At 35.4% G+C, this 12693-nt stretch carries 9 protein-coding genes and 2 pseudogenes; 6 read left to right on the top strand and 5 right to left on the bottom strand.

What is annotated here, in order from left to right:
• Positions 1 to 155 precede the first annotated feature (155 nt).
• The 5 genes from CW751_RS00275 to CW751_RS00255 form a co-directional block, all read right to left on the bottom strand.
• Positions 156 to 842 (bottom strand): hypothetical protein, encoded by a 687-nt coding sequence (locus CW751_RS00275; protein WP_101332957.1) that lies wholly within the window; start codon positions 840 to 842, stop codon positions 156 to 158.
• Between the two features lie 151 nt (positions 843 to 993).
• Positions 994 to 1542, bottom strand: coding sequence for a hypothetical protein (locus tag CW751_RS00270; protein WP_101332956.1), 549 nt, complete (start codon positions 1540 to 1542; stop codon positions 994 to 996).
• Between the two features lie 246 nt (positions 1543 to 1788).
• On the bottom strand, positions 1789 to 3501 hold the full coding sequence (locus tag CW751_RS00265; protein WP_101332955.1) for a M3 family oligoendopeptidase: 1713 nt from the start codon (positions 3499 to 3501) through the stop codon (positions 1789 to 1791).
• A 149-nt stretch (positions 3502 to 3650) separates the two neighbouring features.
• Positions 3651 to 4100 (bottom strand): DUF5606 family protein, encoded by a 450-nt coding sequence (locus tag CW751_RS00260; RefSeq protein ID WP_101332954.1) that lies wholly within the window; start codon positions 4098 to 4100, stop codon positions 3651 to 3653.
• 59 nt (positions 4101 to 4159) lie between these two features.
• Entirely contained in the window at positions 4160 to 6703 is a 2544-nt protein-coding gene (locus CW751_RS00255; RefSeq protein ID WP_101332953.1) for a S8 family serine peptidase, read from the bottom strand.
• Positions 6704 to 6816: 113 nt separating this feature from the next.
• Here CW751_RS00255 and CW751_RS00250 point away from each other — a divergent pair, with 113 nt between their 5' ends.
• The 6 genes and pseudogenes from CW751_RS00250 to CW751_RS00225 all read left to right on the top strand — a co-directional run bounded on the left by CW751_RS00250 (position 6817) and on the right by CW751_RS00225 (position 12645).
• Positions 6817 to 8412: a S8 family peptidase gene (locus CW751_RS00250; protein WP_101332952.1), complete on the top strand. Its 1596-nt coding sequence runs from the start codon at positions 6817 to 6819 to the stop codon at positions 8410 to 8412.
• 64 nt (positions 8413 to 8476) lie between these two features.
• Positions 8477 to 9556, top strand: a complete 1080-nt coding sequence (locus tag CW751_RS00245) for a hypothetical protein (protein WP_133122077.1) — start codon at positions 8477 to 8479, stop codon at positions 9554 to 9556.
• Between the two features lie 222 nt (positions 9557 to 9778).
• Positions 9779 to 10126: pseudogene (locus CW751_RS00240) on the top strand (FAD-dependent oxidoreductase); the annotation flags it as partial.
• A gap of 28 nt (positions 10127 to 10154) precedes the next feature.
• Positions 10155 to 10643: pseudogene (locus CW751_RS00235) on the top strand (4Fe-4S binding protein); the annotation flags it as partial.
• 92 nt (positions 10644 to 10735) lie between these two features.
• The gene (locus CW751_RS00230; RefSeq protein ID WP_133122076.1) at positions 10736 to 11992 is read left to right on the top strand and encodes a hypothetical protein; all 1257 of its coding nucleotides are present in this window, start codon (positions 10736 to 10738) and stop codon (positions 11990 to 11992) included.
• 47 nt (positions 11993 to 12039) lie between these two features.
• Complete coding sequence (locus CW751_RS00225; RefSeq protein ID WP_101332947.1) at positions 12040 to 12645, top strand: hypothetical protein; 606 nt, start codon at positions 12040 to 12042, stop codon at positions 12643 to 12645.
• Positions 12646 to 12693: the final 48 nt, after the last annotated feature.

The following is a 12693-nucleotide window of genomic DNA, read 5'->3' as shown; positions in this document are numbered from 1 at the left end:
ATTTAATGTAGTTTGTATGCACGCATTGCCGCTAACGTTTTGGCGCTTGGCGCAGTGGCGGATTTCGGAGCGCAAAACTGTCAATACACCACAAAAGCTGATGCGAGGTAGAATGTTCAATTAACCACGTCACCCGCCATTGAGCCAAACGCCTGTTAGTGGCTGTATTTTTCATCTTTCAGGTTTATGTTTAATGTTTTTTTTGTATTGTCGTTTGTCCAGTATGTTAACTCTAAATTATTGTATTTTAACGTCATTTCTTCAAATTGTTGTTGTGGGTATGCCATAGAAGTCAGGTTTTCTGCAAAAGGTATTTTGAGTAGTTTTTCATTGTTAATATAGTAAATAATTATGTGGTCAGTTGTATCTGATAAATAAACAATGAATTCAAAATTATAATTGTCGTCTTCTGTATCAATGCAAATGAGTTGGTCAAATTCTTTAATCTTTTCTCCTGTGAATTTGTCAATAAGGTTGTAAACACAAGGACCATTCGCGGGGCAACCACTTCGAAACAAAATAGTATTGTCAAACTCCTTGATTAAATGATAACCAAGTCTATAAGTTAATGGATATAACTCAATTTGGAGCGAGTCAATTATTTTTTTCTGGCCATTAACGTTGTCAAGAGTAAGCCAAATTCTGTCACAGTTGAACTGCCAATAAAGTTTCGATTTATTACTTAATAGTATTGTGTCGCACTCAACAGTATAATGATTTATCAAGCTATCATTTTCGCAAAAACAAGTCTTATTTTGTGCTATTATTTTTTTATTCTCAGAAGATTTACAACCGAAAAGTAGTCCAACGGAAATTGCTAATATAAATGTTGTATTTCTCATTTGTTGTCGGTCTTAATATTGCCACTAACGGTTGAGGCTTTGCGTTCAGCCTGTTTTTAAATGTTTTATCGAAGATACAAACATTTGATTTACAAGAATGTAAAAATCGAAGGTTTTTACAGGCTGGCGACAAAGGCTGTGTTATATATATCTATTTTGGTATTGCTTTATAATATAGTGACCAAGAACTATAATCATGTTCTGGGTTATTCAATTTGAACATTTCTGTATAAGTATTTCTTTCAATTTCTAAACTCCAATCCTTTTTTAATTCTAACTTTCCGTTAAGTATAGGAAATAAATGATTTGTAAATTTATCAATAGCTAACTGAAGTGATAAACTATCTTTATTAGTAGAAAACGTCCAATTACCAGATACACCCGTAATACGATTATTGGAGTTGTCGCTATGAAAAAAGACAATTCCACTAACTACACCATTGTCTAAATCTACTGTGAAATAATCATCTGTTGAAAGAAAATCTTTTTTATATTTAAAATCTCCATTTTGACGACTCATTGGGTCTAATCTGTAGCTAAGACTAGAATTTAAATCCTCTAATTTTTGACCTGGTGTTAGAAGCGGTTCTTCTTTATAAATCAAACTAATAGGATTGTATTCTTTTGACTCATTAAACTCTTTGTTATCTGAACAAGAAGTAGTCAGAAATAATATGAAAATAATTAAGTGAAATTTCATTAGTATGTCAATTATATATAACAATTGGCTATACGTATTACGCATATATCGCCTATATCTTTTTACCAAATATAACATTAATTTCAAGCACTTCGCCCTTCTAACCCTCTAAAGTAAGAGCAGTTACAGGCCCAATCACAAAAAAAACCTCCTTGTCGCTATCCGATAACAAGCATTTATAAACACTTACCTTCGATTAAAATGATAAAACAAAAAGCGCTCTCAATTCAATTTTAATCTTCGTTGTTAATCCTCCAAGTCCTTCAGCTCTTCTTCAACAAATTCAGCCAATTCTTTGATGTTCTTTTTTGAGAAGTCAAAGGTGATGTTTGCCGTTTCGTAAACGCCAGGAATTGATTTGGTGTATCCTAAAGCCATTGCTTTTTTATATGCTGAGATGGTCTTTTTAAAATCGTCTTTGCTGTTTTTCCAAACGGCCAATGCTCCCAATTGCGCCATTCCGTATTCGATGTAGTAAAAAGGCACTTCGAATAAATGCAATTGACGTTGCCAAGAGTATTCACGAACAGCTTCGTAACCTGTCCAGTCCGTAATTCCTGTTCCGTATTCATCCAGTAGGGCAATCCACTTTTCTTTTCGTTCCTCTTTTGAATGCGTAGGGTTTTCATAAATCCAGTGTTGGAATTCATCAATTGTTGCTACCCAAGGAAGTACTTCCAAAACGGTTTCTAATTGCTCGATCTTTGCGCGGGTCAAATCTTCTTGATTGTCGTAAAATTCATCCCAATAATCCATGGTTAACATTTCCATGCTCATTGAAGCCAATTCAGCAATTTCTGAGGGGAAACTTTTAAAAGAAGTCAACTCTAAATCTCTTGTTAAAAACGATTGAATGGCATGTCCTCCTTCGTGAATCATGGTGATCAAATCTCTTTGTGAACCAACAGAATTCATGAAAATAAACGGAACACCAATTTCATACAAAGGATAGTTGTAACCTCCTGGAGATTTCCCGTCTTTTGAATCTAAATCTAGGTAACCCATCGCATCCATGGTTTTTAAACAATCACCAAAGTAAGGATCGATTTTATCAAAAATAAGGGTTGTTTTCTCTAATAATTCCTTGCCGTTTTTAAATGGTTTCAAAGGTTTTCTTCCCAATGGATCAACTTGACTGTCCCATGGTTTTAATTTCTCTTTACCCATCAATTCTGCCTTTTTTTGACTGAATTTCTTGACCAAAGGCACAATTTCATCTTTTACAGACTGGTGAAAGTCAAAACAATCTTCTTTGGTATAATCGAAACGACCGAGTTCGTCAAACATGTAATCGCGGAAGTTGTCATAACCAGCATTGGTGGCTACTTTATGACGCAATTCAATGAGTTCTGTAAATAAATCATCGAGTTTTTCGGTGTCTTCAGCTCTACGCGCTGCCATTTTCTCGAAAGTAGATTTACGCAGTGCTTCATCGTTTTCTTTTAATAAAGAAGCCGCTTTTTGCATCGTGATTTGCTCTCCTTCATGCTCAATAGATTGCGCACCACTTACCGCTCCATGAATCTGACTTTTCTCAGCCAATTCCATGTTTAAAGGAATGTTTTCCTCACGGAACAATTTAATTGCTGTATCAATTCCTCTGAAATAGATTTTATATGCCTCGTCTTGAAATTCAGATTTAAAAGGAGAAGCAGACAGTTTTTTATTTAATCGGAAGGAATAAGGCTCTAAATTTGGTTGAATTTCTTTCACAAAAAACGCATAAGCATCCGCTCTTTCTTTGTCCTTGGTGTCAATGGTCATTTTAATATAACGCCACGCCAAGTCTTCAGAAACAACAGCTTCCAACTCACTTAAATCACTGATCCACTTTTTGAATTCCTTTTTACTTTCAATTGAACGGTTTTCTAAATCAATAAAAAATTGCTCTAAGCTTTTCCATTCATCGATTTTGAAATTCTCTGGTAAAAATGTTCTTTCTGGACGTGTGACTTTCATTGTGATGTTTTTTTCTGTGAGGGTGGTTTTGTTATGTCGAATGATGGGGAATTCCTCAATTACTGAATCTGACTGAAGTCAAGGGAATTCCTAAAATATTCAATGTAGGGCGTTTTCAAAAGTCCCTACATTGAATAAATGATTTTGTGTTATTCTTTTGGAGATTCTTCCTCCTTTGCTTTTTCCTTTCCCTTTTCTTCTTGTTTTTTCTCTTCTTCCAAGGTGATTAATCCTGCTTTGTGAAGGATGTTATACCATTGAAACAATTTTTTGATGTCGGATGTGTATACACGATCCTCGTCATAGTCAGGAAGAACTTCTTCAAGGTATGCGGTTAGCTTTTTTGCACTTTCTTTGTGAGAAATAGCCAAACCACAGTCTTCTTTTTTTGCAATGTTTGTGTACACTTCTTTTAATGGTACATCTTCTTCATAGGTATAAATACTGATGTCTTCCAATGCTGAAATTCTATCTGTAGAATATGCAGGTACACGTTTGTTGTCTATCAAAGACTCAACAATTATGTTGTTTTTTGATTGTGCTACTACTTTAAATAAGCCAGGTTTTCCTGAAATCGAAATTATTCCTGATAAATCCATATAATTTATTTGTTTTTAAGAGTGTCAAAAATAGAAAGAAAATCGCAAAAATGACTTATCTATTGTTTAAAAAAGCGTAATACTTTCGCATCGGTTGAAAATTGTATTTTTATTAAATATGGACCGCTGGAGAAATGACTTATGTTAATCTCAAAGTCATCTTTGTTTATGCTGCTATGAAGTAATTCCTGACCTGTTATTGTGTATATGGATACATTTTTTACGTTTCTTCCAGGAGCGGATATATTTAATGTGTGCTGACTTGGATTGGGGAAGATTTTAATTTCAGATACAGCATTTGAAATTGTGTTTAAAGTCCAGTCTATCGCATTAGAAAAGCTTTTGCAATTATCACCTCCTTGAATGGCAACACTGTAAAATCCGCCTTGAGTAGGAGCATACGTTTGTTGCGTTGCGCCTGGAATCGGCGTGTCATTACGGTACCATTGATAGTTGGGTGCGTTACTGGCAATAAGTGTTTCTCCTAATATATTTATTGTGGGATTCTCTAGTGGACTTCCTTGCGCGATAATTACTGTATCGGAGTATACCTTACATCCTTGTTCATCATTTCCTATTACTGAAATTGTATCGGGTTGAGCAACGATAGTTTGAGGAGTGGTTCCACCATTTGACCAAAGCGGGTTGGATAATGGAATGTTGGTGTTTAATTCTACTGGAATTTGACAGATTGCTGTATCTCCTAAAATTTTCAAATTTCCGTTTTTATGCACCAATAAATCAAATGCATTTACTTTTCCATGTCCATATCGGTTATTTGGAGTGATTCCAGTAAAATTGTCACTGGTTGCTGTTCCAAATAAATCATTTTTAAAATCTGTTACATTTCCCTTGGGACAACGTTCTAAGTACAAGGCTGCAATTCCGGCTATTACAGGGGAAGCCATCGATGTTCCACCATTTCTCATGTGGTAGCCACCAGCATCTAATAATGTATTATAACTGGAATTTCCAATCATATACATTGGAGCACTGCCAAGAGTAACTTGACCCGCAGCGCTTATATCGGGCTTTATCACTCCTTTTCTTGAGGGACCTCGACTAGAGGAAATGGCGATCTTTCCTGGTGGTGTCATATCTGTTCCAGGGTAATATTGATCCCCATTAAAATCTATATAACCTAATCTGCCTCTTGTATTAGCAACAGAAAGAATGTCGGAGGAGCAATTCCACGAAGAAACAATACTTTGTGCACTATCTGGCATTACATAATGAGCAATTGGTGGATAAACCCCAACGGATGGAATTTCTGTAACGATTTTATTGAGCCCTGCCCATTCTCCCGACCATAAATCATATTTTCCTGCCCCTGTTGTGCTAAACCGCATTCGATAATCTGTAGAATCAACCTGACTAAAAAATCCTTGCATGTGATAGTTGTTGCCAACATATTCTGTGTAAATTTCTAGGGTTGCAATACGGTCACCAGAATTATTTCTTAGCGTATCATATATCGTTGTGCCTACGTTTACTTGAGCAAATCTATATGTTGTTTCTGCTCTGTTCTCGAAACTAGGTCCTTTTTTATTTGCTCCAAACGAATAATGAAATGTTGCTTCTGAAATGTCAGACCAAAGATCAAAGAAAACGGTGTTTGCACCAAGAGATCCTGAAGGGTTGTTTTCAAACCATATAAAATTGGTGTCACTTGCGTTTAGTGTTTGCTGTGCATGATAAGGTGGTTTGTCTCCAGAATTACCTGCTGCTCCAACAATAATGCGTCCTTCTTTTTCGTTAACAAGTATTTCCATTAACTCTGCTGCGGGGTCATTACCATCATGACTACCCAAATAACTACCTATACTTAGATTAATTACCGCTGGTTTATTTAAACTGTCTGCAACATTAAATATAAAATCACATGCATCTGCTACAGTTAATGTCCAATTCGGTAAATCAAAATTGGTTTCTACAAAAATGATATCTGCATCGGGAGCCATGCCTTTGTTCCTCCCATTTGCTAGTCCATTGCCAGCACAAATTCCAGTTACTGATGTTCCATGACCAGAGGATTCTTCGTTACTCGTGATGGTCCCATTTTGAATTTCATCTGCATACCAAATTTGACCATAATTATATGGTTGTGGTGCGTTTGTTGGGTTTGTAATGGATTGATCCCAATATCTAATTACGCGGTTTCTTCCGTTTGCATCTGTGAAGTCTGGATGTGTGTGGTCTAAGCCATTGTCTACAAGACCTATAATCACGTCTTTACCTGTGTATTGATCCATTAATGGATGTTGACCTGAATGAACAGGGTTTACATCAAACATAGCTCTTACAGAATCATCTAATAGGGTAGGTGGTGCATATTCAAAGTAAAACTCAAATTTTTTATTGTTGAATCTTTTAGAAATATATTGAGGGCTTGTAGTTATAAAAATCCAATTTTCGGTAATGCGTTTTATTGTAATACCATCTTTTTTTAATATTTCTTGGTTTTTCTCTGTGTTTTGAATTGAAAAAGGAACAGAAATCATTTCTTTTTGACTTAATAATTGGTCAAAACCAAACTTTTGTGCAAAGAAATTAAAAGGAGTCAATATAAGTGTTAAGTATATTATGTATTTTTGGAACACCATTTGTTTATGTTTTTAGCTAAAAAGTTTGCGATATGTGTTGTTTAATCATTAAATATCGTAAAAAGTTAATTAATATCAACAATTGTTGAATAAGAAATTGTAAAAAATAAAGTATGAGAAAAGTGTTTTTTAAACTTATAATGCCTGCTCTGATTGGAGCTTATTTTTCAACTGCAACAGCTCAGGTAGATAAGAAAGTTTTGAATTGGTACAATTCCAAGAAAACGGGAATGTCCACGGATAAAGCCTACAAAAAGTTAAAGAAAATAACACCTGACACAGTTATTGTGGCAATTATCGATTCTGGAATTGATACTGAGCACGAGGACTTACAAGGCGTTATTTGGACCAACAAGGGAGAAATACCGGGTAATGGAATTGATGATGATGGAAATGGATATATCGATGATATTCACGGATGGAATTTCTTGGGGAATGCTAATGGAGAGAATCAAGGTCCAGCGCGTTTGAATGTTACTAGAATTTATGCACAGCTGAAACCAAAGTACGAAGATATGGATTCGTCTAAGGTAACGGCTGAAAATCAAGAAGAATACGAACTATATCTAGAAACAAAACAAATTGTTGAAGATAATAGAAAGAAGTATGAAGGTTACATTGAAAATGTAAAGCAGCTAAAAGACCAAATGCTTCCGATGTTGCCTAAAATGATTGCTAACATGATGGGCGTTGAGGAGTATGATGAGAAATCATTAAAGAAATGGAAGCCAGAAGGCGCTCAGCAAGAACAAATGAAACAATTAGGACTTCAAATTATTGCTGGCGAGCTAACTGAAGAAGCGCTAGAAGAACAAATTGAGCAAATTCAAGGTATGCTAGATCATCACCACAACCCAGATTACGATGATAGGTCGTTAATTGGTGATGATGTTTACAATATGAATGATACGGATTATGGAAATAATGATGTGAAAGGTCCAGATTCCGAACATGGAACACATGTTGGTGGAATTGTAGCTGCCGTTCGTGGAAATGATTTAGGTGGTGATGGTGTTGCAAATAATGTAAAATTGATGTCCTTAAGAGCCGTTCCAGATGGAGATGAGTTTGATAAAGATATTGCTTTGGCAATTCGTTACGCTGTTGATAATGGAGCTAAAGTAATTAATGGATCTTTTGGAAAGTCGCATTCGAGCTTACCAAAGGCAGTTCATGATGCTATGATGTATGCTCAGGAAAATGATGTGCTATTTGTTCATGCGGCTGGAAATTCTGCTCAAGATTTAGCATTGAATGATAACTATCCAGCTGTGAAGTATGAATTCCAAGATCAACCTTTTACGCATTTGCTAACAATTGGTGCGTCTACACGTGTTCATGATGAGGAACTTGCAGCAAGATTTTCTAATTACGGAAAATGTGAAGTAGATATCTTTGCACCAGGTTTTGAAATTTATAACACTTGGCCAGAAAATGAATACAAAGCTATTCAAGGTACTTCAATGGCTTCACCAATGGTTGCCGGTACTGCTGCTTTGTTGAAAGGATATTTCCCTTCTTTAACTATGCAAGAGGTTCGCCAGATTATTCTTGACTCTGGAGATTACTTTGGAGATACTTATCAAAAAGTACCAGGTAAGGACGAATTAGTAATGTTTGACAATCTTTGCGCTACAGGTAAGGTCGTTAATGTTCTTGCAGCAGTAGAATTAGCTAAAGAAAGAGTTGCCCAAAAAGAAAATAAATAAAGTTGATTAATAAATCTTATGAAAGGGTGTTCTATGGACACCCTTTTTTTATCCTTTTTTTGAAATGAAATTAATTATCAGTTCCATTCTTCTGCTTTGTCTATCGTTGAAACTGAATAGTCAATCTGTATTTCCTCTTATAGATAATAGAGAATACTTTAAAAGCTTTCATGAAGGCCAAACAAGGCAATTAGACTTTTTAAAACCGATAGATTATAAGTATTCTGAAGAAATTATAGCTTACATCGATAGTAAAAGTGATTTATACGTTTATGATGGTAGAAAAAGTGAAAAATTATCTGGACTTGCTAATGATTACAAAATAGGAATAAATCTCTTGGCTTGGAATGCTGGACCTATTTTGTCAATGTGGGATAATGGTGAAAAACAAACCTTAACGCGATTTGCGGGACGTTATGTAGTTTCTGATAGCTTAATAGTTTATGAGGATAGAAGAGAAAATGCTATAAAAGTTTATTATAGAGGCGAGGTACATGATTTGTATTATAGTGTTTCCGATGTGCATCTTCCACAATATATTGGAAGTAATACGGTTGCCTTTACTGGAAATGGAAATGTTAATTATGCTTTTGTAGGCGGTAAAATTATTGAAATAGGCGTGTTTAATGAGCATATTGCTTACGCAACAGGGGCCAATTTAGTTGCTTTTAATGATCCCTTTAACCAAACCTTTGCGGTAGCCTTTCAAAATGAGGTGCTGGATATTGAGCCAACTATGGTGCAAAGCTATAAAACGGGTTATGATCAAATTGTTTATCTCGATAGAAATGAAAACCTAAAAGCACTTATTCGAGGTGAAATTGTAGAATTAAGTACCTACGCTTCTTTCTATGAGATTTTTAGAGATCTAATTGTGTGGGGAGAAAACGGTGTGTTTTATGCCTATTATAAAGGAAAAAGATACGAAGTTGCAAATTATATCCCGCAAGAATATAAACTGCGAGATGGTATTGTAGCTTTTCGAAACTTGAATGGTGGTGTTTCCGTTTTTCATAACAATGAAGTGGAAATCATCAGTAATTTATCCGGAGCTCCATTTGAAGTGAATGGAAATACTGTTCGCGTTCAGGTAAATAAAGGAAATTACGTTTTCTTTAAAAATGGATTTACCTATCAGCAGTAAGTTTGGGGTGCTTGATTTATCTTCAGAACATTTAAAAACACTTCTAAATCAAGTTTTTAAATCAGATAACTACGCATTGATTCTTGCCTTATTTATTGCTGTGCTACTTTCCATTTAGAACAAAAACTTTTATAATTAAATCAATTTCCGATTTAAATTTCTCAAATATTATTCTTTTATTGTAGAGAGGTTATTTTCACCGCCTTACAAAAAAATGAAATTATGGAGCATGTCGTAATTATTGGAAATGGAATTGCTGGAGTTACTGCTGCAAGACATATTCGCAAAAACTCCGATAAAAGAATTACGATCATCTCTTCCGAATCAAAGTATTTCTTCTCTAGAACGGCACTCATGTATGTTTACATGAGACACATGCGTTTTGAAGATATTCAGCCGTATGAGAATGATTTTTGGCAAAAAAACCGTATCGATTTGATAGAAGATTATGTCGATGAGGTAAATTTTGAGCATAAGACATTAAACTTATTGCAAACTCCGCCCATTCAATATGATCAATTGATTTTAGCGACAGGTTCTCAACCCAATAAATTTGGCTGGAAAGGGAAAATCACGAAATTTCATGTTAGTAGGCGCTGTGATTGCAGTTGTAATGGTTGGTTCAATGTTGATCAGCTATTTTGGAAACAATTCCCAAGCTTTTGGAATCAATAGCGGAACCATTAAACAAGGATATGGATTTTTCATCGGTGCGATTTTTTCTGGAATTGTGGGCGTAGGATTCTATCCATTGCTAGGAAATCGTGTTTGGTGTCGATTTGGTTGTCCAATGGCAGGTTATATGGGAATAATTCAACGATTTAAGTCCCGATTTAGAATTACAACCAATGGCGGACAATGTATTTCTTGTGGAAACTGCTCAACTTATTGCGAACAAGGAATTGACGTAAGATGGTATGCGCAAAGAGGTCAGAACATAGTGCGTGCATCCTGTGTAGGTTGTGGTGTATGTACTTCCGTTTGTCCGCGAGGAGTGCTAAAGCTTGAAAATGGTCCAGAAGAAGGCAGAGTAAATGATGATTCCATCATTATCGGTCATGACAAACATCCAACATTAAGGCGTTAATTTTCTTCTTTTTTTTAAAACTAGGGAAAACCCTTACTTTTTAGTTAATGTGTTTATTTAGTTTTGTTATGAATATTAAAAAAAAATACGTTATGAAAGTAAGTAAATTAATGATGATAGTTTTGAGTGTTATCGTTTTGATGGCTTGTAAAAGAGAAGGCTGTACAGATCAAAATGCTGATAACTATGACAAGAATGCAAAAAATGATGACGGAAGTTGTGTTTATAATGGTGTAAACCCGAATGATCCGAATAATCCAGGTGGAGGAACAACAGGGCCTGGTGGTCAAGAATTGCCGATTAGACTTTCTGGAAAAGAAACTTCTAATCTGGTTATAGAGGACATTTCTTCAGATCCAAATGTTGTTGAATATTATATTGATGATAACTGGAGAATAGCAGCTGATGTTGTGATAGAGCCAGGAGTTCGTATAGAAATGAGGCAAGATGCATATATATTAGTGGAGAGCAATGGTTCATTAGATGCGACAGGAACTCCAAATGATAAGATACAAATTTTAGGGGGAGATGATGTGAAAGGCCACTGGAAGTATATTAAATATGAATCTAATGAAACGAACAATAAATTGATTCATTGTAATATCGCTCACGGAGGAGGTGCTTGGAACGCCCAAGGAATGGTGACTGTACAAGGAAGCGCTAACTTAACTGTTCAAAATTCATCCTTTACTATGGGGAAAGAATATGGCCTTTTTGTGAGTCATAGAGAAGGTAAATTGCCAGATTTTAAAGATAACTACTTTGATGCTTTTGAAAAGCAACCCATTTCTCTTCATACCTTTGGGCAGAGTGGGACACTAGATAATACTACTACATTTGGTTCTAATAATGACATGAATGATATTCGAGTACATGGGGATAATTATTCAAATAGTGTAAACGTTCCTAAATTAAACCTACCTTATTATTTGGCAAATGTTTTTGAAATAACTGGAGGGCATACAAGCTTTAGTCCAGGGGTAACTTTAATTATGGGGCAAGACACCAGAATTATTGCTAGTGATCAAGGATCGCTTTCTTTAGACGGTACGGTTACAGATAGTGTTAGAGTTTATGGAGCCTCAGGAATTCCAGGCTATTGGCAATCGATTGTTTTAGAAAGTATGAAAACAGAAAACGAATTTTCTTACACTACGTTTAATTATGGTGGTGGTGCATGGAACAACGATGCAATGATTTACATTAGAGGAGGTGCACTAGCAATGAACAATTGTTATATAAAAAATGGTTCGAAAAAAGCCCTTAATAAAGACAATAATGGAGTCTTTAATGATAACGGAGGGAATATGCATTCTGATTGCCAAGAAGGCGGAGGTTTACTTCCTTAATCGCTAATAATCTTTACTTCTAAGGAAATATAAATAATTTAACAAAAATGAAAAAAATACTAGGAATAATCTTTATCTCGATCATGTGCTTTGGTTCTATACCAAATGCGAATGCTCAAGAAGGTTACGAATCCAATAAGCTATACCTCGATTTAGGAATTGGTTTGCCTCGCTATTCAATAGTGAATAAGTATTATTATAATTCTTTGGGTTATAATCACTATTCGATTCCTAATTTGAGAGCTAATTTAGAATATGGCTTTTCAAATGTAGTTAGTGGTGGAGCTTTCGTAGGTTACACGCATAATGGTTATAAATGGGAAAATGCAGCTGGTCAATGGGATAACAAATACAGTTACCTGAGTTTAGGAGCTCGTTTTTCATTCCATATTTGGGATTTTATTAATGAAAATATGGGTCTAGCAACTGGAGTTGAACAATTAGATTTATACGCTGCTTTAATGATTGGTGGTGTGGTGAGGTCTCACAGAGATCAAGAGCCAACACGAACAATTACAACAAGCACAACAAATTTTTATATTGGGCCTACCTTAGGAGCGAAGTACTTTTTCTCTGATGGGGCAGCCGTATTTGTTGAGGCAGGATATGGTGCGGGTTCGTACGGAATAATTGGAATGACTTTTAAATTGTAGAAAACAGAAGTTAAAACACAAAAGCACAGCGCAATGGAAACTTGTTTA

It is taken from the genome of Brumimicrobium salinarum (assembly GCF_002844555.1).
GTDB lineage: Bacteria > Bacteroidota > Bacteroidia > Flavobacteriales_D > Crocinitomicaceae > Brumimicrobium > Brumimicrobium salinarum.
The sequence above is the reverse complement of the archived record's forward strand: the minus strand, read 5'-3'. Positions and strand labels throughout refer to the sequence as shown.

Excerpts from the sequence above, each read along its gene's own strand:
- CW751_RS00260 (WP_101332954.1), bottom strand. The coding sequence starts at position 4,100 with ATGGATTTATCAGGAATAATTTCGATTTCAGGAAAACCTGGCTTATTT.
- CW751_RS00225 (WP_101332947.1), top strand. The coding sequence starts at position 12,040 with ATGAAAAAAATACTAGGAATAATCTTTATCTCGATCATGTGCTTTGGT.
- CW751_RS00275 (WP_101332957.1), bottom strand. The coding sequence starts at position 842 with ATGAGAAATACAACATTTATATTAGCAATTTCCGTTGGACTACTTTTC.
- CW751_RS00255 (WP_101332953.1), bottom strand. The coding sequence starts at position 6,703 with ATGGTGTTCCAAAAATACATAATATACTTAACACTTATATTGACTCCT.
- CW751_RS00270 (WP_101332956.1), bottom strand. The coding sequence starts at position 1,542 with ATGAAATTTCACTTAATTATTTTCATATTATTTCTGACTACTTCTTGT.
- CW751_RS00265 (WP_101332955.1), bottom strand. The coding sequence starts at position 3,501 with ATGAAAGTCACACGTCCAGAAAGAACATTTTTACCAGAGAATTTCAAA.
- CW751_RS00245 (WP_133122077.1), top strand. The coding sequence starts at position 8,477 with ATGAAATTAATTATCAGTTCCATTCTTCTGCTTTGTCTATCGTTGAAA.
- CW751_RS00250 (WP_101332952.1), top strand. The coding sequence starts at position 6,817 with ATGAGAAAAGTGTTTTTTAAACTTATAATGCCTGCTCTGATTGGAGCT.
- CW751_RS00230 (WP_133122076.1), top strand. The coding sequence starts at position 10,736 with ATGAAAGTAAGTAAATTAATGATGATAGTTTTGAGTGTTATCGTTTTG.